A 20,344-nucleotide genomic window follows, 5' to 3' on the forward strand; every position below is an offset into this window, starting at 1 on the left:
TTATTCGCTTCAAATGCCGACTTTTACGAGGTTTATATGAATATATATGCCGACAGAGCAAACTATTATGATTTATTATTTCAATATATTTGCACTGACTACCACGATGAGGTCGTTAAATCTCTGTTTCCTATAATTAGAGACTCTAATAACATACTAGAGATAGGAGTAGGCACAGGTCTAGTAGCAGAAAGAGTCTTAAAACTAAAACCGAATTGTAACTTTACAGGAATTGACATTTCTAAACAAATGTTAGATTTAGCAAAAAAGCGACTAGAAAATAAAATTAAATTAGTCGAATCTGATGTTCTTGATATGCAACTAGAAGAGAGTTTTGATCTAGCTTATTCAAATAGCGGTGTTTGGTATTTTCTAGATACAAATACTGACAATGATACTGACAATGAATACTTACTATGTAGTCATATTAATAGTATTGAGAATAATGTAATAGCATTAAGGCGTGTTGCTGAACATCTCAAAATGAATGGTCTATTGGTTCTGAGTGCTCAAGGTATGCATATAGACAAGGTAGACAAATTGCCAGGAGACATAATCTATCAGGTCAAAGTTTCAAAAACAGATACAGGCATTAAGAGGCAGTATACAGTCATTGGGGAAAACAATGGTGAAATAATTAGCGATACAACTGCTGATTATTTAATTCTTGATAGCAATAAAACAAAACAATTGATGGAAGAGTCTGGATTTGAACAGATTGGTATAGAAGGGAATAAAAAACTTGGCAAAAACTTTTTTCTGTCAAAATTTCATGTTTACCAGAAACGTTAACAAATAATTGTTTTGTCCAAAATCTGCTTTTAGTTTTTATTAGTAAATTAAAATGCGTTTGCCCTGGGGGTAAGTCCTGTTAGTAATTCGCCAATCTCATCTATTCTGAGGAATATTATCTACTATCTTTAGTCTGGCAATAATTGAAAACAGCTTGAGCTATAGTTTCATTACCATCCTTAGCAATTGGTTGAGATTGCTTTGGTAGTTGAGGTAACTCATGGAGAAAATTCCAAGTCCCTTGAAAAAACTCAGATGGGGTGATAATTTGATGCTGATTATAATTAGTTATACCTTCTACTATAAAAGTTGCTTCGGCAAAGTCTTCACGCGGTATGGTGACAATTGGTACTCCTAATATCGTGGCTTCAGAAAAAGTACTGTAACCAGGTTTAGAAACGACTCGCCCACAAATAGGCATAAAATCTACAGGGCGGTATTTGTGGTCATTAATTTTCACTAAATTAGGTAAATCAGGGGCAGATTGATCGAATACGATAAATTGCCAATCTGGAAATCGCTGTAGGTTATCATAAGGAATTTGCTGTAAACCCAACCCGCCAAAGGTCAACAAAATGGTTTTTTCGACTGGTGCAGTTATTCCCCAAAGAGAACGTAAATCATCAGCAGAGTAACGGGGGGAACCGCCTGTTAAGCCGACATCTGTGATATTATTAAAAGCTGGCATTGGTTCGTGGAAAGGAAGACGAAACAGGCGATCGCACTTTGAATACCAATCACTAATCCAATCTGCAACTGCGGTAAATTCACCTCCCCAATCTCGGTAGATAAAGTCCCAGCCAAAGTTACTCATCATCCAGCAGGGAATATTTGCAGCTTTGGCAAACCCAGGAGCGAGGAAGGGAATATCTGCCAAAATAAGATTAACGCGATTTTGGCGGATAAAATTTACTTCTGAAGCAATCAGCGAATTTTGATGCTTCTTAATATACAGCAACTTTTCTAAAGTCGCTGCTTTATCCATTGTCAAACTATCCGTTTGCACCACACCCAAATCAAATGCACGGGGACGATAAATAAAATCGCCTTCTATATAGCACTCTAGCAACCAGCGTGGGGCAGTACTCACCAGAATTAGCAGAACTTCTGGACATAATTTTTGAATAGTTGCGGCTACAGAAGCCGTGCGGGTAGCATGACCAAAGCCGTGGTTTGTTATGGCTAAATATAAGATTGGGCGTTCCATTTTCAAGTTAGGAGTTAGGAGTTAGGAGTTAAAATCATAATTCCCAGACTGATAACTTATAACTCCTAATTTTTAATTAATTTTGCAAAAACTTTGAATCGTTTCAACCAATAAGTCAATTTCCGATTCTAAAGTAAAGTAATGGACGGTGGCGCGTATACAGCTAGGATCGGCAATTGTCCGAGTTAATATTCTTTGTGAATCTAAAAATTGCACCAACTTCAAATGAACTTGGGGCTGATTATTTGTGAGTTGGAACGAGACTATACCGCTTTCGGGTGGAGAAGTTGGCAAGCATTTAATATTGGGTAACACCGTCAATTGTCGCCAGAGGTACTCACTGTTATGGCAAATTTGCTCGTAACGTTCCTGTGACGTTCCCCATTGCTGATGAATTGCGATCGCTTCCTTTAACCCAAGATACAAAGGATAAGCTAATGTAGACACTTCGTATCGTCGCCCATCTGGAAGCCAATCTACAGGCTGAGATTGACTGTTTACAACAATGCCATTTAAACCAATAAACGTAGGTTTCAGGCTTTCTCGTGCTTCTGGTCGGACATACAAACCACCAGCACCCGCTGGGCCACATAACCATTTGTGACCAGTGAAAGCATAAAAATCTACTCCCAATTCAGTTAAGTTTAAAGGCAATAAACCAGCAGATTGGGCAGCATCTATTAATAGTGCAGAATGATTATTTCTGCATATTTCGGCAATTTGATCGAGAGGTAAAACTTGACCAGTATTCCAGAAAACATGACTCAATATTACTAAGCGGGTATTGGGGCGTAAGTGCTGGGCAATGATGGTTACAGGGTCGCCCTCATTTAAAGTCGCTTTTAGGGGACAAGTGGTAACTTCCACAGCGAATCTCCGCGAGATTTCCTGGGCTGTGGCAATTACGCCTGGATGTTCGCAGTCTGAGAGCAGTAGATGGTCGCCAGCACGCCATTCGATGCCCCACATGGCGATATTACAGCCAACAGTGACATTTTGCGTGAGAGTAATTGTTTGGCTTGGTGCATTTAACTCCAAAGCGATCGCTTCTCTTGCGGCTTGAGTCTGAGGTACTATCCAGCTAAATGCCTCATTACCGAAGGGGCCTATTTGCTGAACATAAGCTTGAGTTTGGGCGATCGCATCCATTGCCCTTTGGGGCATCGGCCCTTGTCCCCCATAGTTAAAATAAGCCTTATTCCCCAAAGCGGGAAATTGCTCTCGATGGTGATGCAACCTGGTTTGTGCGATAGAAGTATTGGTCATACCGATTTTAGATTAGTCATTAGTCATTGGTATTGGGCATGGTGCAGGAGGAAAGAGTGAAGTTTTAAACCTAGTTGATGAGTATTAGAGATTCATTAATGGAGTTCAAAAACTCATTGACAAAGCTCCGAGGTTCATTGACAAAGCTCCGAGGTTCATTGACGAAGCTCCGAGGTTCATTGACAAAGCTCCAAGGTTCATCGACGAAGCTCCAAGACTCGTGAACGAGTATTAAAGCCTCATTAACGAAGTTCATAGCTCGATTAACGAGTCCCATTTATACCAATTTGCTAAATTATAGCTACTGACCTCTGCTCCCCCATCTCCTTGATCTATTTCATTCTCCCACTTCATTATTAGTTGTAGTTGTCTGAATTACTCCAGAGTGCCGTAATTCTTGTTAACTTAAAAGGATGCTAATCAATGCTGAACTCCTACTGCAATACCAACGCTGTAAACGCCGACCTTTTCTAGATATCCACGGTGACAAAAGTCAGCGCGATGCTCCCAATGAGTTGCTACGGAAATTGCAACAGGACAAAATCGCTCATCAGTTGAGTGTTATAGCACAGATGACTTATCATCAACCAGATTATTCTTATGGAAACTGGGAAAAGGGAGAGAAAGCAACTTTAGAATTGATGCAGCGTGGGGTTGAGTACATCTATAAAGGAGTACTGTTAGCAACTTATTCTGAAGCAGACACCCTGCTAAGTCGTCCAGATTTACTCGTCAAACAACCGGGACAATCCCATTTTGGAGATTGGATCTACGTTCCGGCTAGTATTGAACTGGGTAAGCGCCCTAAGCAAGAATATCAGGTTGTCGCTGCATTTCATGCCCAAGTGTTGGCAACAGTGCAGGGAGTTGCACCTGAAACAGCTTTGCTCATATTGCGAACCAAAAATACAAATTATGCAGTGGATCTGTGCAAATGGATACCACGAATGCAGCAGATTTTGGATGAGTTTATTCAAGTTTTAGAGTTACCGAATCCGCCAGAGGTGTTTATCTCTCGCCAAAAGTGCAATTTTTGCCATTGGTATAGTGAATGTTATGCGATCGCTCAATCCGAAAAACATCTCTCACTGCTACCAGGTGTAACGCCCCTTCGCTACACTCAACTCCAAGCCTTAAACATTATCACACTGGAATCTCTTGCTAACACCAGTCCCAGCAGCTTAGAAAACCTACTTGGTTTTGACAGCCAAGTAGCGCCAAAATTGGTAATACAAGCTCAATCTGCACTAGAAAAACGACCGTTTATTCTACCCTACCCGCTACCAACAGAAGATATTACATTCACAGCGCCCATAGAGCTTTATTTTGATATTGAAGCCCAGCCAGACTTAGATTTAGATTATCTCTTAGGAGTTTTGGTCGTTAATAGACAAAATAATACAGAACAATTTTATTCTTTTTTAGCAGACAAACCAGAAGACGAAGAATTAGTTTGGCAGCAATTTTTGGATTTGGTTTGGCAATATCCCGAAGCACCAATTTATCATTTTTGTGTCTACGAGTTTGATACAGTCAAACGATTGGCAAAACTTTACGGCACTCCACACTCCTTAGTGCGTCCTGTACTGAATCGATTTGTGGATGTGTATGAACAATTAACCCAAAGTGTAGCATTGCCCGTAGAAAGCTATGCCTTGAAAGCGATCGCTCGTTGGATAGGATTTGAGTGGCGCGATCGAGAAGCCAGTGGTGCTAAGTGTATTTACTGGTACGATCGATGGTTAGAAACAGGCGATCGCACCTTACTAGAAACTATCCAACGTTACAATGAAGATGACTGCCGCGCCACCCACAGAGTCAAAGATTGGCTTGTCAACTTTTTCCAAGATGAATATGGTTTGCGACTTGCTTAATGAGTGCTGAGTACTCATACCATTTCTTTGTGAGACTGCGCCAAACTTTTTAACTTCATTTCTTTGTGTGCTTCTCTAACGAGACGTTGCGCGTAGCTTGCTTCTCCGTAGGAGTATGCGATTCGTTTCTCTTTCTTGTACTTAATTTATAACATGGTTTAGCACATCTTCATTTAGAACTAGTATCACCGAAACAGTGCTGAGTGCTGAGTAACGAGTGCTGAGTAAAAAAGTAATAATTGCACTCAGCACTTTATGTCTGAAGCCAAGGAAAAAGAAATAAATATTTATTTCGAGGAGAGTGCAACAAGAAATAATACGTCCAAGATCAATCCCCTAGATTTATCTATGGGGTTACTCTAAGCCGAGGCACTCCTGAATACTATTTCAGTGTTATCTTGTTTATGATTTTCAAAATTTAGCAATAGCTTTCCATGCAGTTCATGAAAAAAATATTTGTATTCCCACGAATTCTTTACTTTTTAATCCTGATTTTAATTATTAGCTTCGTATTTACAAACTTTCCGTCAAATGGTGTTGAAGTCAGTAGCATAGAATTTATCGGGGAAGCTACCTTACCGAAAGGTCTAATCTTTCAAAAAACTGAAGTTGGAGGTTTATCTGGAATTACATATAATGCAAAAAATAACCTTTATTACGCTATCTCCGACGATCGCGGACAAAAAGCTACTGCTCGTTTCTACACTTTGAAAATAGACTTGAGCAAAAGTTCCCTACAAAAAAGCGGAATTATTCCAGTCAGTGTTACCACATTATTAAATGAAAATGGTCAAACATTTCGTCCTGGTGAAACTGATACAGAAGGTATTGCATTAACTAACAAAGCAACTGTATTTATTTCTTCTGAAGGCAATGCTGAAAAATTAATTAATCCTTTTATTAAAGAATTTTCACTATCTTCTGGTAAAGAAATTGTTACACTCCCCATACCAAACAAATTTTTACCCAATAAAACTAATCAAAAAGGTATCCGCAACAATTTAGCTTTTGAAAGCCTCACCATCACACCCGATAACAAGAATCTATTCACAGCCACCGAAAATGCTCTAATTCAAGATGGTGTCGCCGCTAAACCTAATATCGGAAGTCCTTGCCGAATTTTGCAATACAACTTGCTCAACAATCAGCCAGAAAAGGAATTTCTTTACCAAACTGAACCAGTTACACCATTTTTGAATCTGATTGGCAAATTCGCTAGTGGATTACCCGATTTACTTGCTCTCGATAATCAAGGACACTTCTTAAGTTTAGAAAGGTCTTTTACTGGTTTAGGATTTGCTATTTCCCTGTTTCAAGTTTCTTTAGAAGGAGCCGATGATATTCATAATATTGATAGCCTTTTAGCAGTTGACTCCAAAAACATTAAACCAGTTAAGAAAAAACTGCTGTTAGATTTGAGAAAACTAGATGTACTGCTAGACAACATCGAAGGCTTAACTCTTGGCCCAAAACTACAGGATGGTCAACAATCATTAATTCTCATCAGCGATAATAATTTTAACTCCCTGCAACGCACCCAGATACTAGCCTTTAAAATTAAAATTGAAACTCCGCTAATTAGATTATTACGCCGTTTACTTCCGAATATTAACCTTTAAGCGTATAGAGGTAAAAGTGCGATCGCGGCTTGACTGCTATTTAGTTATTTCTGATTATTCCTGTGTATTCACGGAATCTACTAAGTAAGTTTATCTAGCTTATTTATAGTTTACGTGTAATTTCTCAACCGTACTCCTTAATAAATATGTTACACAATGTTTAGTAGCTTTTGCAGAGAGCTTAAAGATATTTACAGCATATAATTAATGTTCTCAAAATTCGGATGTTTCTTAGATTTAAATTTAATAATTAGCTAGACTTATTAAATTATTTTGCCAATAACATTTTTATAAATAATTTTTATGCCAGAAAATAAAATGGAGAGTATGGTAGGGCAAAAGGCAGAATTAGACGATTACATCGGACAATTTTTAAACAATCGCTATTTAATCAGAGATTTGATTGGTAAAGGGGGGATGGGTAGAGTTTATCTAGCTGAAGATACTGCTAAAGGCGGTATGTCGATCGCAGTCAAAATCTTATCACTCAGTTTGGCAAATCAACAGATGTCCCAACGCTTTGCTAGAGAGATTTTTATTGGCGCTCAATTGGGTCGCAAAAGTAAACATATTGTTCGCATTTTAAGTTATGGTGTCACTGAGGATAAAACTCCATTCTATGTAATGGAATACCTCCAAGGGAAAAATCTCAAACAAATTCTGAAAATTCAGCCTTTAACAATATCAAGGTTTTTAGAAATTTGTAATCAAATTTGTTTAGGCTTACAATGTGCCCACCAAGGTATCAGCCTTAAAGGAGAGATTTATCCGATTGTTCATAGGGATATTAAACCAGAAAATATATTTCTTACTGAAGATAGTAAAAAAGGTGAAATTGTTAAAATACTAGATTTTGGTATTGCCAAGTTTTTAACAGAGCGAAGTGGGATGACTCTAACAGATTCTTTTATTGGGAGTTTACCCTACTGTTCTCCAGAACACATGGAAGGGCGCAAACTGTTAGATGTCCGCTCTGATATTTATAGTTTGGGAGTACTAATGTTTGAGATGCTGACAGGGAAACATCCATTTCAAACTAAAAGTAATTCTTTTGGTACCTGGTATCAAGCCCATCGCTTTCAAATGCCACCGACAGTTGAAGAAGTAAATCCGCAAGTTAAAATACCAGAAATATTAGAAAAAATATTGATGAGTTGTTTAGCTAAAGAAGTAAGCGATCGCCCTCAGAATATCAACCAAATATTAGAAGGCTTAGAAAAAGTTAATACTCAACTTAATGATGTTATTCCTAGCACTAGTACTGACCTTATTAAAATCTCGCTTCCAGTTCAATTAGTACCCGCAACTTTATTATCAGAAAAAGAGTGTTTGCAGAAAAATTGGCCGAAAAATAAACCAATCGCATCAATTGGATTTCCCCATTTACTACAAACTCCTCAAAAACCTATACCAACTTTTTGGGCAATGTTGCCCAAGGAAGAGATTGCAAAATTTTTAGATAAAATACATAGTACTGAATTTATTAGTAAAATGAGTGTATACCCGATGCTCTTGTGGGTAACAGTACTATACGATCCTCAAGCTTCTACGACTAAGTGGCTACCTTATTTTCTGGATCTAAAAGATAATAAAGGTCAAAATATAGCACGTAGTTTAGCGGAAGTAGGTTACTATCATCTACTATTTTTTTCACTAGGAGATCCAACTCACTGCTCTCATGTAACAACTTTAAACCTCACGGCTAAACAGCGCCAACAACTTGTAGATTGGTTAGATATGAGTCAACAGTCAAATGAACTAATCTTACCTAATCAAGCCAAAAATATTCTCAGAACAGAGTACGAGAAGCTGAAGTTAGACATATTACAAAATTTAGCTACACATCAAAAAATTGAGAAAGAAGGTTTAAAAAATTGGATGACTAAATTCTTGGAGATGTTTTTGAAACTTCTATTACGTCCTTGAAAGGTTGCTGTCAAAATCAAAATCCTTGCCACCATTACCTAATAATATCTTTATGTGTGTATTGCTAACTTTAAATAGATTTAGTGCCAGAGGTGAACAAAGTGAATCAAAGCCCATTTACATCTTCAAGTAGTACGGGCTTGCTTGCCAATCGTTATCAACTCAAGCAATTAATTGGCAGCGGTGGCATGGGTGAAGTTTTTTTAGCAAATGATGTTTTGTTAGGAGGTATACCAGTTGCTATCAAATTTTTGACTCAAACTGTTGTTAATACCAAAATGCAACAAGACTTTGCTCGTGAAGCTTTAATGAGTGCAGCCTTGAGTCAAAAGAGCGTACATATAGTGCGGGCGTATGATTATGGTGTGAATGAGAAAGGAAAACCATACTACGTCATGGAATATCTATGTGGGAAGAGTTTAAAGGATTTAATTCCGCTAACTCTACCCATGTTTTTGACTCTCTCTCGTCAAATTTGTTTGGGCTTACAGTGTGCCCATCAAGGTATTAACATCGATGGCAAAATTTGTCCATTGGTTCATCGAGATATCAAGCCTGCCAATATATTAGTTATTCCCGATCCGATATTGGGTCAGTTAGTTAAAATTCTCGATTTTGGTATTGCTAGATTTTTGAATTATGCATCAACAGCTAGTACGAGTAGCGGATTTAATGGCACTTTGCCCTACTGTTCTCCAGAACAGCTAGATGGGGAAAAACTAGATAGTTGCTCTGATATTTATAGCCTGGGTGTGATGATGTTTGAGATGCTTACAGGCAAAAAACCTTGGCAACCAGAAACTGATTACTTTGGTGCTTGGTATAAAGCACATCACTTTGAAACAGCAAAAACGATCGCAGATGTTAAACCTACTCTTAAAATACCTCACAAGCTAAATAATTTAATTATGGCTTGTCTAGCTAAAAAAGCAAGCGATCGCCCTCAAAATATCGCTGAAATTTTACAAGTTTTAAACAGTTTAGAACAGTCTAATTGTCCCACTTTCCCTACAAATTTGGCCTCTAACTCCATCCTTGGCAGTCCCTTAAATTCTGCATTACCAATCACTGTAGAACAAAGCTATCGGCAACTTTTGTGGCCTGAAAATAAACCAATTCAAGAAATTGTTTTTCCCCAGCTTCTAGACACTCCACAGGGATCTATGACAGCGCTATGGTTGATGTTGTCTAAACAAGACATCAAAAACCATGCAGTTTCTACTCGTTATAACCAGTTTATCTTTGTCACATCCCCTCATCCAATGCTGTTATGGGTAACTGTACTCTACAATCGGCAATTGGCTCCTAAGTGGCTACCGTGCTACTTGGATATGCAAAATCCCCAAAATCTGAGGATGGTAAGTTTCTTGGCTGAAAATGAACAATATCCTTTGATTTTCTTTACTCTGGAAGCACCACATTCTTGCATCAAGGTTCTCAGCAGTCGTATTGAGTCAACTCAGCGGCAAATGTTGAAAACTTGGGTGCAACAAAGCCATAGGCTACCACCCGCTTCTCAACCCCAATTGAGCAAACAGCTATTGAAACAGCAGTATAAACAAATGCAATCCCGAATATTGCAGCATCTGGAATCAGAGCCACAGGTTGTATTATCACGGTCTTTTTAATGAATAATTCGCACTTTAGAGATACAGAGCAAAAACAATTCCTAATTCCTAACTCCAAAACACTTGACAAGTAGAAAAAAAATAGTGATAATAGCAAAGTTGCCAAACAAGGGACTGTAGTTCAATTGGTTAGAGCACCGCCCTGTCACGGCGGAAGTTGCGGGTTCGAGCCCCGTCAGTCCCGTTATAAATTTATAAGTAGCATATCACCGAACTTAAATGATATTGAATTTTGAATTACCCGAAGAGGCTGATTCAGGGTTTAAATATAAGCTACATTTATCATGCTTTGCGAAAGAGAGAATTAACTGTGACTGTTAGAGTCCGTATTGCGCCGAGTCCAACCGGAAATTTACATATTGGTACAGCAAGAACGGCTGTATTCAACTGGTTATTTGCCCGTCACCACGACGGTAAATTTATACTACGAATAGAAGATACAGATTTAGAGCGATCGCGTCCCGAATACACCGACAATATTCTTGAAGGATTGCGCTGGCTAGGACTTAACTGGGATGAAGGGCCATTTTTCCAATCCCAACGCCTGGATCTTTATAAAGGAGCAGTAGAAAAACTGCTAGATCGAGGATTAGCCTATCGCTGCTACACCACTTCCGAAGAACTAGAAGCACTCCGAGAAGCTCAAAAAGCTAGAGGTGAAGCACCTCGCTATGACAACCGTCACCGCAACCTCACCCCAGAACAACGCGCCGCTTTTGAAGCAGAAGGTCGCTCCTCTGTGATTCGCTTCAAAATCGAAGATGGGCGGGAAATTGTCTGGAACGATCTAGTCAGGGGAAAAATGTCTTGGCGAGGTAGCGATTTAGGTGGTGATATGGTCATCGCCCGTGCCTCAGAAGAGGGTAGCGGTCAACCTTTATACAACTTTGTCGTTGTAGTGGATGACATCGATATGCAAATCACCCATGTCATTCGTGGAGAAGACCACATCGCCAATACCGCCAAGCAAATTCTGCTGTATGAAGCAATGGGTGCAAAAATTCCAGACTTTTCCCACACGCCGCTGATTTTGAATATGGAAGGGCGCAAGCTTTCTAAGCGAGATGGCGTCACTTCCATTTCTGACTTTCAGAAAATGGGCTTTACTGCTGAAGGCTTGGTGAATTACATGACATTGCTGGGTTGGTCGCCACCAGACTCGACGCAAGAAATATTTACTTTAGAAACAGCAGCTAAAGAATTTGGTTTTGAGCGTGTAAATAAAGCAGGTGCAAAGTTTGACTGGGACAAGCTGGATTGGTTGAACAGTCAGTATATCCACAAGACGCCAGTAGATAAACTCACAGATTTACTCATCCCCTATTGGGAAGCGGCTGGGTATAAATTTGATGGTGGAAGAGAACGCCCCTGGTTAGAACAGCTAGTAACTCTAATTAGCCAGAGTTTGACTCGTCTGCTAGATGCAGTACCTCAAAGCCAACTGTTTTTTAGCGATACAGTTGAATTTAGCGAGGAAGGCAGTACACAACTAAAGCAAGAAGGTTCTACTGCTGTTCTTGAGGGGATTGTCACAGCTTTAGAAAATCAGCCGCAACTGTCAGAAGCCGCCGCCCAAGAGATTATTAAACAAGTGGTGAAAGAGCAAAAAGTCAAAAAAGGCTTAGTGATGCGATCGCTCCGAGCAGCTTTAACTGGAGATGTTCATGGCCCAGACTTAATCCAATCTTGGTTACTACTAAATCAGATTGGTTTAGATAAACCGCGCTTGAGTCGGGCTATAACGGAAGCTAAGTAGCGATTACTTGCAGATTTTAGAAATATCTCAGATTTTAGGGGCGCACAAACGTGTGCCCCTATCCATAAGGTAGAGCAACTATAAGAACAAGAAATCATTGACTAATTACTAATGAATTATCCCCAATTTCACATCTAAAATAGTTAGTCAATTCTCCTCATGTTGGGAACTTGGTGTGTAAAATTAATGTCTTCAAAAACACTTAGAAGCAAACGTAATTACAATGCCGACAAAAGCGCTCAATAGAGGGATGAGATTATCGTTTATAATAGCTACGATCTTCATCACATCCACAGTTAATGCTGCGGTTGATGCTCAGGAAGCGCCAACGATATTTGGAGATGTCACCATTAGCCCTCAGTTTTCACCAGACCCCCTAACAGTTCGCGGGATGAGTGGTGGCTCAATATCTGGGAGTCAAGTAGGTGGGAGAAGCGAAACAGCCACTGGCCCTTGTACCGGATTTGTTGATGAAACACCAGACCACACATTAGCGTTAACAAGTAAATTTGACTACCTGAAATTGCAAGTGCAAAGTCCTGAAGACACCACTATGATTATCAAAGGGCCTGGTGGTACTTGGTGTAATGACGATTTTGATGGCAAAAATGCTGGCATTATTGGTGAATGGCTACCTGGAAGTTACCAAATTTGGGTTGGTTCCTACGAAAAAGGCAAGTATCTTCCTTACACTCTAAAAATTACAGAAGTAAAGTAGGGCATTGGGCATGGAGAAGAGACAAGGTAGACAAGGAAGAGGGGGGAGACAAAGGAGAGGCTGTGTTCAATAATTCCCCCTTGTCCCCTTGTCTCCCTAGTCCCCAGTCCACAGTCCCCAGTCTCCACAACCATCATTGAGAGTGGCTTAAACGATACCAGGAGCATTCTGGAGAAATTCTCTCTGTCTTTGCATTCCGTTGCGCTCTCTTTTCTCGTGCGATATTGTATTAAAATTAAGTTAACTTTGATTAAGATTCTTGTTGGCATCGCCATAATGCTCTAATTGCTTTATGGCAGTGTATGTAAGAGATCAAATTAAACAAAATGGATTTATAAACATCCGTTTAACAGCTTAAAGTGACGGAGTGATGAACTTAGGTTACTAGAGCTAACGAGTTGTATAGGCATCTAGAGGCAAATTAAAATGAAATTCTCTTGGAAAGTCGTAGCACTCTGGACGTTGCCGGCTTTGGTAATTGGCTTTTTCTTCTGGCAAGGGGCGTTTGCAGGCGCTCCTGCCGACATGAGTAAAAATGCAGCCAATACTCGCATGACTTACGGTCGCTTTCTAGAATACTTGAACAGCGATCGCGTCAGCAGTGTGGATCTTTACGAAGGCGGTAGGACAGCAATTATAGAAGCCCGCGATCCAGACCTGGAAAATCGTGTCCAAAGGTGGCGTGTAGATTTGCCTGTTAACGCTCCTGAGTTAATTAGCAAGCTCAAAGAAAAAGATATTAGTTTTGATGCTCACCCCATGCGGAATGATGGCGCAATTTGGGGATTGTTGGGCAATCTCATCTTTCCAGTTTTATTGATTACTGGGCTGTTCTTTTTGTTCCGGCGTTCTAGCAACCTCCCCGGCGGCCCAGGTCAAGCAATGAACTTCGGCAAATCCAAAGCACGTTTCCAAATGGAGGCAAAAACCGGCGTCAAATTTGACGACGTAGCCGGAATCGAAGAAGCTAAGGAAGAACTGCAAGAAGTCGTCACCTTCCTGAAGCAGCCAGAAAGATTTACCGCTGTGGGCGCACGGATTCCCAAGGGAGTGCTGTTAGTTGGGCCTCCTGGAACTGGTAAAACTTTATTAGCAAAAGCGATCGCAGGCGAAGCAGGCGTACCTTTCTTCAGTATTTCTGGTTCGGAATTTGTGGAAATGTTCGTTGGTGTAGGTGCATCCCGCGTCCGCGATTTGTTCAAGAAAGCCAAAGACAACGCCCCCTGTATCATTTTCATCGATGAAATCGACGCTGTAGGACGGCAACGGGGTGCTGGTATCGGTGGTGGTAACGACGAGAGAGAGCAAACCCTCAACCAATTGCTCACCGAAATGGACGGGTTTGAAGGGAATACAGGCATCATTATTATTGCTGCTACCAACCGTCCTGACGTACTAGACTCAGCCTTGTTGCGTCCGGGTCGCTTTGATAGACAAGTAACAGTCGATGCACCTGATATCAAAGGGCGTTTGGAAATCTTGCAAGTCCATGCGCGGAATAAGAAACTAGACGTTAGTGTATCTTTAGATGCGATCGCTCGCCGCACTCCTGGATTTACTGGTGCTGATTTAGCCAATTTACTCAACGAAGCAGCTATTCTCACTGCTAGAAGACGCAAAGAAGCGATCACCCTCCGCGAAATTGATGATGCAGTGGATCGGGTAGTAGCTGGGATGGAAGGTACTCCCTTGGTAGATAGCAAGAGCAAGCGTTTGATTGCTTACCACGAAATTGGACACGCCTTAGTTGGGACTTTGTTAAAAGACCATGATCCAGTACAGAAAGTTACCCTGATTCCACGCGGACAAGCACAGGGTTTAACTTGGTTTACGCCCAACGAAGAACAGGGGTTAATTTCTCGTTCTCAGTTGAAAGCCAGAATTACTGGTGCTTTGGGTGGTCGCGCCGCTGAAGAGGTGATTTTTGGGGCTGCGGAAGTCACAACTGGTGCTGGTGGAGACTTGCAGCAGCTATCGGGAATGGCACGGCAAATGGTGACTCGGTTCGGGATGTCCGACTTAGGGCCACTGTCGTTAGAAAGCCAGCAGGGAGAAGTATTCTTGGGTCGTGACTGGACAACCCGATCTGAGTATTCCGAATCCATTGCTTCCCGCATTGATGGACAAGTTAGGGAAATTGTTGAGCAGTGCTACGACAATGCTAAGAAGATCATCCGTGACCATCGCACTGTTACAGATCGCTTAGTAGATTTGCTCATTGAAAAGGAAACCATTGACGGCGAAGAATTCCGCCAGATTGTAGCTGAGTACGCTGAAGTCCCTGAGAAGCAGCAGTACGTACCACAACTGTAATAGTTGACTTTTTTCTAGATACCATCTGGAAATGAGTAAAGTAACAAAAATAGGACTTACGCACAAGTAACGGAAAACGAACCACAGAGGACGCAGAGTTCACGGAGAAATGAGAGTTTGAGAGGGTTTTTGCGTAAGTCCTAAAAAAGTAAAATGGGGATGGCGTATACCATCCTCATTTTTTTGAGGTTTTTCAGTGTTAGGAAGCTTCTAATTTTAAAATTATCAAAATTTATGAACCCATAAACTCTATAACAAACCTTGTTTTTTCAACTTAGCTAGCGCATCTTCAGCAGCAGCTTTTTCTGCATCTTTTTTATTACGTCCCTTACCTTCTCCGTAAATTTTTTCATCGACCAATACTTTAGCTATGAATTCTGGCGCATGAGAAGGGCCTCCTATTTGGTCTGTGAAATATTTGGGGGGATTTGGAGTAACGTTGCGTTGCACCCATTCTTGAAAGCGGTTTTTTGAATCTACATTAGAACGAGATACAATTATATGCTTAGGATCAACAGAATCAAATAGTGGTTCTATAATTGCGCGAACTGTTTCGATATTGGAATCATTATCTAAATAGTAAGCACCAAAAACTGCTTCAAAGGTACTACTGAGCAAATTAGGATTTTGGTAGCCTCCATCTCGAATTGCGCCTTTTCCTAACCGCATCCTAAAGTCTAAACCTACCTCTTCAGCAAACTTTGCTAATTGCTTCTCATCTACCAGCGCTGAACGCCGCCGTGTTAATTCATCTTCTCCCATTTCTGCATGACAACTATATAGATATTCGCCACTTAAGAAGTTTAGCAAAGCATCACCCAGAAATTCTAGACGTTCATTGTGTTCGCCTTCTCCAGGATTTTCATGGACATAAGAACGGTGGGTAAGCGCTTGCCGCAGAAGTTTTTCATTTTTGAAAATCAAAAGTTTGTGCATTTTATACTTTTTTATTTGTCAATCAAATGGAAGGGTGGGCGGGATGCCCAGCCCATAAGAAAATAACTGAGAAATTCAGGTATTATTTAGACACAATTACCTTTATTCCAGCCAGGTGGAAACAGACTATTTCCACGAGAACGGTTGCAAGTTAAACAAGCGAGTCTTAGATTTTCTAAACAATTGGAACCGCCACGGCTTTTAGGAAAAAGATGTTCAATGGTCAGTTTATCTGTTGTTATACAATGACCACACCACCAACAGTTAGGGCCATACAAATCAATGAGTTGCTGTTTCTTGTTGTACTTCTGCTTAGAATTCATTTGCTTTAGTTTCCTTTTGCTTTTTGTTTGTAAAAGCAATGGAACATCAGCTATCCAGTATAAATCTAGAGTTTTAAATAGGAATTCATAACTAGAAATTCCCATAACAACACTTATGCTTACAATCAGCAAAAACTTTATGAGTTTCACCGATTGAAAGTTAAAGGGCGCGTACAGCACAAAAATCGTTAGCCGTAAAATTAGCGTAAATAACAATGACTATTACGCTCGTTAAACGGTTGGTGAGTTTTATAGACGCGGCCACTAACTTTATCTGTTAGCTTAGTTCTTATTTGCCTTGATAGCGAATATAAACTAAAAATTTACGTAATGTCAAGGGATTAGGGCCAAATTTTTTACTTACCACCTTGAAAAAGCTTACTCCTTTGGCAAAAATACACGATCTCAATCGAAAGACAAATCAGGAAAACAAGATCAGCGTATCACCTGATTTATCTAGAAAAATATTATTTGAATATCCGTATTTATCCTGGTTATTCTGAAAGGGCTTACTGTAAATTTTTTATATTTAAATAATATTATAGTTAATAAATAATTTACGGCTTACTTTGCGCGATCGCACTAGATAAAATACCTAAAATTTTCTTAATATCCTTAATATAATATTCACTCAAATCAATCGAAACTACATTTCCCTCAAGCTTGAGAAATTGCCAGAGCGTACCGATAGTAACAGCACCATATATAGCTTTGACTTGATTTCCACCTCTCTCGTTAAATAACTGAGCAGCTACCATTTCAGCAATACATTGCGCTAAACCAGACCTCAAATTTTCATTTTTACTTTCTACTAAAACAACCACCGGACTACGTATAAACAACTGCTCTGAAGAAAGACTCAAAATAAAATCACAAAAGCCATTTAGTCCTCTTTGATTATCAACAGTAAAATCGACTCCTGAAAATAAACTGATTTCATAATTAAATTTGCGTCTAATTTCTAACAATATTGGACTAATTATCATTTCACTTCGAGCTTTTTCTGTACTGATAGCTACTGCTAAATCGACATTCTCTTTAAGAATTGTAGATAATAAATCACTACATTCTTGCTCTTGTACGCTTGCAAATAGTCCAGATAACTCGTGGATAACTAAACCAAAAAAATCAATGATTTCAATAAGTTTAAAATCACTATAAGCCATAAAATTTACACCTTTATCTTATGACTGAATCCTATCTCATTCGTATAACAAAGTTTAAAAATTCAGCTTTGGCGGAAACACCCTAGCTAAATTAAGAGATAACTCAGGAAAACAAGGAAAATTTATCACCTGATTTGACAAGAAAATTCGCTTATTTAAATAAACAAACTTACCTTGATTATCCCGATATGGTTCACTATAACATTCCAAATAATTATCGAATAAATTGAAAATCCAATAATCAGCAATACCTGCTTGAGCATAGAGAGGGATTTTCACATCTTGGTCATAAGCTAAAGAAGAATCTGAAACTTCCATCACCAATAAAACATCAGCAGGTTTAGGGTGAGCCGACAGATAATCATCAGCACGGTTTTGAACAATCGCAAAATCTGGTTCAGGTTCGCTATTAGGCGGCAAAGCAATCGGGGCTTGAGATTGCAAAGTAGCTTTGTCTCCCAGTATTTTGGGGAGTTCCTTCAACAGTTTTCTTAAACAAGTTTCATGGGCTGTACCTTTGGCTACCATTTGAATAATTTCTCCATTAATTAATTCAATGTGGTCATCTTCATGGAAAAAGCCCAATTCTCCAAGCCTGTGGTATTCATTCAGTGTGAAGCGTTTAGCTTGAGCAATACTCATAACCTTACCTTTGTCTCATTGCCATAATACTTATTCTAAATGTGTCAGAAATTGGTATGCTAAAGGCCGAGACTCGCTATGAAAGCAAACAATGCCTGCGCCTACTATCAATCCCACCATCACTGCTTTTCCCTTGACAGCCGTAGTCGGTCAAGAAGCAATAAAATTAGCCTTGCTGTTAGCCGCAGTCGATCCTGGTTTGGGGGGAGTAGCGATCGCAGGCCGTCGCGGTACGGCAAAATCTGTAATGGCTCGTGCTATCCACGCTCTACTACCGCCCATTGAAGTTGTCAAAGGTTCAATCAGTAATTGCGACCCCAACTACCCAGAAGAATGGGACGATCAACTTTTAGCGGAGTACGCAGACAAAGATATTCAAGATGTTCCCGTCGAAATCATTCCCGCACCTTTTTTGCAAATTCCTCTAGGTATCACAGAAGACCGACTCCTCGGTTCCGTGGATGTTGAAAAGTCAGTAAAACAAGGTGATACTATTTTTCAGCCCGGTTTACTCGCTACAGCTAACCGAGGTGTACTGTACGTAGATGAAATTAATTTACTAGATGATCAAATATCAAATCAGCTTTTAACAGTATTATCTGAGGGACGCAACCAGATTGAACGGGAAGGGATTAGTTTTCAGCATCCGTGCAAATCCCTATTTATAGCCACCTATAATCCAGAAGAAGGCGGATTACGGGAGCATTTGCTAGATAGAATTGCGATCGCACTCTCTGCTGACGGTGTACTCGGCTTAGATCAAAGAGTAGCAGCAGTAGAGGTTGCGATCGCCTATTCTAAATCTCCCCAAGATTTTCTCCAACAGTACAACGAAGATTTAGACTCACTCAAAACCCAAATCATCTTGGCGCGGGAATGGTTGAAAGAAGTAACCATCACCCATGAACAAATTGCCTACTTAGTAGATGAGGCAATTCGCGGCGGAGTTCAGGGACATCGCGCCGAGTTATTCGCCACGCGGGTTGCCAAGGCGGCGGCGGCTTTAGAGGGACGAACAACAGTGAATGCCGAAGATTTGCGCCGTGCTGTGGAATTGGTGATTGTACCACGCGCCACAATTGTGCAGACACCACCACCAGAACAACAAGCACCACCTCCGCCTCCGCCTCCACCAGAGAATCAAGAAGAACCTCCAGATGAATCAGAAGAGGAAGAACAAGAAGAACAGGAAGAAAATCAAGAGCAAGAACCCCCCAGCATCCCGGAAGAGTTTATCTTTGATCCGGAAGGGGTAATTCTTGATGACAGCGTGCTTTACTTTACTCAAATGGCGAAGCGGCAAGGTAAATCTGGTAGTCGCAGTGTCATCTTTTCTGATGACAGAGGACGCTACATTAAGCCAATGTTGCCCAAGGGGAAAGCGCGACGCATTGCAGTAGATGCCACCCTGAGAGCTGCGGCTCCTTATCAAAAAGCACGAAGAGAAAGACACCCAGATAGAAAAGTTATTGTCGAACAGGCTGATATTCGCTCGAAACGCCTGGTACGCAAAGCAGGGGCGTTGGTAGTATTTGTGGTAGATGCTTCTGGCTCAATGGCCTTGAATCGAATGCAATCGGCTAAAGGTGCGGTGATGCAACTGTTGACAGAAGCTTATCAAAACCGCGACCAAATAGCATTAATTCCCTTCCGAGGAGAACAGGCAGAGGTATTATTGCCTCCAACACGTTCTATTGCTTTGGCGCGTAACCGTTTGGAAAGGTTGCCCTGTGGTGGGGGTTCGCCCTTAGCGCATGGTTTAACCCAAGCTGTGCGCGTCGGCTTAAATGCTCAGATGAGTGGAGATATTGGGCAAGTTGTCCTTGTCGCAATCACCGATGGGCGAGGTAATATTCCCTTAGCGCGTTCTTTGGGTGAAGAGCTAGAACCAGGAGAAAAGCCAGATATCAAAGGAGAATTATTAGAAATTGCTGCGAGAATCCGGGCTTTAGGTATGCAACTATTAGTAATTGATACAGAAAGTAAATTTGTGTCCACGGGCTTTGCTAAGGAATTATCGCAAACAGCAGGCGGTAAATATTATCATTTGCCGAAAGCGACAGACCAAGCTATTGCTGCCATGACCAAAGGTGCGATCGCTGATTTAAAATCTAGATAATTAGTCATTAGTCATTAGTCATTAGTCATTAGTCATTAGTCATTTGTCATTGAGTCATT

General features: G+C 40.4%; 15 protein-coding genes and 1 tRNA gene. 10 read left to right on the forward strand and 6 right to left on the reverse strand.

Annotation, left to right across the window (positions count from 1 at the left end; all coding sequences use genetic code 11):
- The first annotated feature begins 36 nt into the window (after nucleotides 1-36).
- Nucleotides 37-792, forward strand: coding sequence for a class I SAM-dependent methyltransferase (locus V7K41_RS18550; RefSeq protein WP_334850470.1), 756 nt, complete (start codon nucleotides 37-39; stop codon nucleotides 790-792).
- A 115-nt stretch (nucleotides 793-907) separates the two neighbouring features.
- Here V7K41_RS18550 and V7K41_RS18555 read toward each other — a convergent pair whose 3' ends face one another.
- Both V7K41_RS18555 and V7K41_RS18560 read right to left on the reverse strand, forming a co-directional pair.
- On the reverse strand, nucleotides 908-1,999 hold the full coding sequence (locus tag V7K41_RS18555) for a glycosyl transferase (RefSeq protein ID WP_334850472.1): 1,092 nt from the start codon (nucleotides 1,997-1,999) through the stop codon (nucleotides 908-910).
- Nucleotides 2,000-2,071: 72 nt separating this feature from the next.
- On the reverse strand, nucleotides 2,072-3,265 hold the full coding sequence (locus V7K41_RS18560; RefSeq protein WP_334850474.1) for an aminotransferase class V-fold PLP-dependent enzyme: 1,194 nt from the start codon (nucleotides 3,263-3,265) through the stop codon (nucleotides 2,072-2,074).
- A 413-nt stretch (nucleotides 3,266-3,678) separates the two neighbouring features.
- Between V7K41_RS18560 and V7K41_RS18565 the strand changes: the two genes are divergently transcribed.
- The 8 genes from V7K41_RS18565 to ftsH2 all read left to right on the forward strand — a co-directional run bounded on the left by V7K41_RS18565 (nucleotide 3,679) and on the right by ftsH2 (nucleotide 15,099).
- Nucleotides 3,679-5,139 (forward strand): TM0106 family RecB-like putative nuclease, encoded by a 1,461-nt coding sequence (locus tag V7K41_RS18565; protein ID WP_334850475.1) that lies wholly within the window; start codon nucleotides 3,679-3,681, stop codon nucleotides 5,137-5,139.
- Nucleotides 5,140-5,573: 434 nt separating this feature from the next.
- Nucleotides 5,574-6,758 carry an esterase-like activity of phytase family protein gene (locus V7K41_RS18570; protein ID WP_334850477.1) on the forward strand — a complete coding sequence of 395 codons (1,185 nt, stop codon included), beginning with the start codon at nucleotides 5,574-5,576 and terminating at the stop codon, nucleotides 6,756-6,758.
- Nucleotides 6,759-7,061: 303 nt separating this feature from the next.
- On the forward strand, nucleotides 7,062-8,684 hold the full coding sequence (locus tag V7K41_RS18575) for a serine/threonine protein kinase (protein WP_334850479.1): 1,623 nt from the start codon (nucleotides 7,062-7,064) through the stop codon (nucleotides 8,682-8,684).
- A 101-nt stretch (nucleotides 8,685-8,785) separates the two neighbouring features.
- Entirely contained in the window at nucleotides 8,786-10,312 is a 1,527-nt protein-coding gene (locus V7K41_RS18580; RefSeq protein ID WP_334850481.1) for a serine/threonine protein kinase, read from the forward strand.
- 110 nt (nucleotides 10,313-10,422) lie between these two features.
- Nucleotides 10,423-10,496: transfer RNA gene (locus tag V7K41_RS18585), tRNA-Asp, on the forward strand.
- Nucleotides 10,497-10,622: 126 nt separating this feature from the next.
- Nucleotides 10,623-12,068, forward strand: a complete 1,446-nt coding sequence (gltX, locus tag V7K41_RS18590; protein WP_334850483.1) for a glutamate--tRNA ligase — start codon at nucleotides 10,623-10,625, stop codon at nucleotides 12,066-12,068.
- A gap of 223 nt (nucleotides 12,069-12,291) precedes the next feature.
- On the forward strand, nucleotides 12,292-12,786 hold the full coding sequence (locus V7K41_RS18595) for a hypothetical protein (protein WP_334850485.1): 495 nt from the start codon (nucleotides 12,292-12,294) through the stop codon (nucleotides 12,784-12,786).
- Nucleotides 12,787-13,212: 426 nt separating this feature from the next.
- Nucleotides 13,213-15,099 (forward strand): ATP-dependent zinc metalloprotease FtsH2, encoded by a 1,887-nt coding sequence (gene ftsH2 / locus V7K41_RS18600; RefSeq protein ID WP_334850487.1) that lies wholly within the window; start codon nucleotides 13,213-13,215, stop codon nucleotides 15,097-15,099.
- Between the two features lie 249 nt (nucleotides 15,100-15,348).
- On the opposite strand, the gene rnc is transcribed toward ftsH2, so the two are convergent.
- The 4 genes from rnc to V7K41_RS18620 all read right to left on the reverse strand — a co-directional run bounded on the left by rnc (nucleotide 15,349) and on the right by V7K41_RS18620 (nucleotide 18,166).
- A complete protein-coding gene (rnc, locus tag V7K41_RS18605; RefSeq protein ID WP_334850489.1) occupies nucleotides 15,349-16,035 on the reverse strand; it encodes a ribonuclease III in 687 nt (228 codons plus the stop codon).
- Nucleotides 16,036-16,121: 86 nt separating this feature from the next.
- Nucleotides 16,122-16,358: an HNH endonuclease gene (locus tag V7K41_RS18610; RefSeq protein ID WP_334850491.1), complete on the reverse strand. Its 237-nt coding sequence runs from the start codon at nucleotides 16,356-16,358 to the stop codon at nucleotides 16,122-16,124.
- Nucleotides 16,359-16,915: 557 nt separating this feature from the next.
- Nucleotides 16,916-17,524, reverse strand: coding sequence for a hypothetical protein (locus V7K41_RS18615; RefSeq protein WP_334850493.1), 609 nt, complete (start codon nucleotides 17,522-17,524; stop codon nucleotides 16,916-16,918).
- A gap of 54 nt (nucleotides 17,525-17,578) precedes the next feature.
- Nucleotides 17,579-18,166, reverse strand: a complete 588-nt coding sequence (locus V7K41_RS18620; protein ID WP_334850494.1) for a Uma2 family endonuclease — start codon at nucleotides 18,164-18,166, stop codon at nucleotides 17,579-17,581.
- 91 nt (nucleotides 18,167-18,257) lie between these two features.
- Here V7K41_RS18620 and bchD point away from each other — a divergent pair, with 91 nt between their 5' ends.
- Nucleotides 18,258-20,285, forward strand: coding sequence for a magnesium chelatase ATPase subunit D (gene bchD / locus V7K41_RS18625; protein ID WP_334850496.1), 2,028 nt, complete (start codon nucleotides 18,258-18,260; stop codon nucleotides 20,283-20,285).
- Nucleotides 20,286-20,344: the final 59 nt, after the last annotated feature.

The organism is Nostoc sp. (assembly GCF_036917415.1).
Lineage (GTDB): Bacteria > Cyanobacteriota > Cyanobacteriia > Cyanobacteriales > Nostocaceae > Nostoc.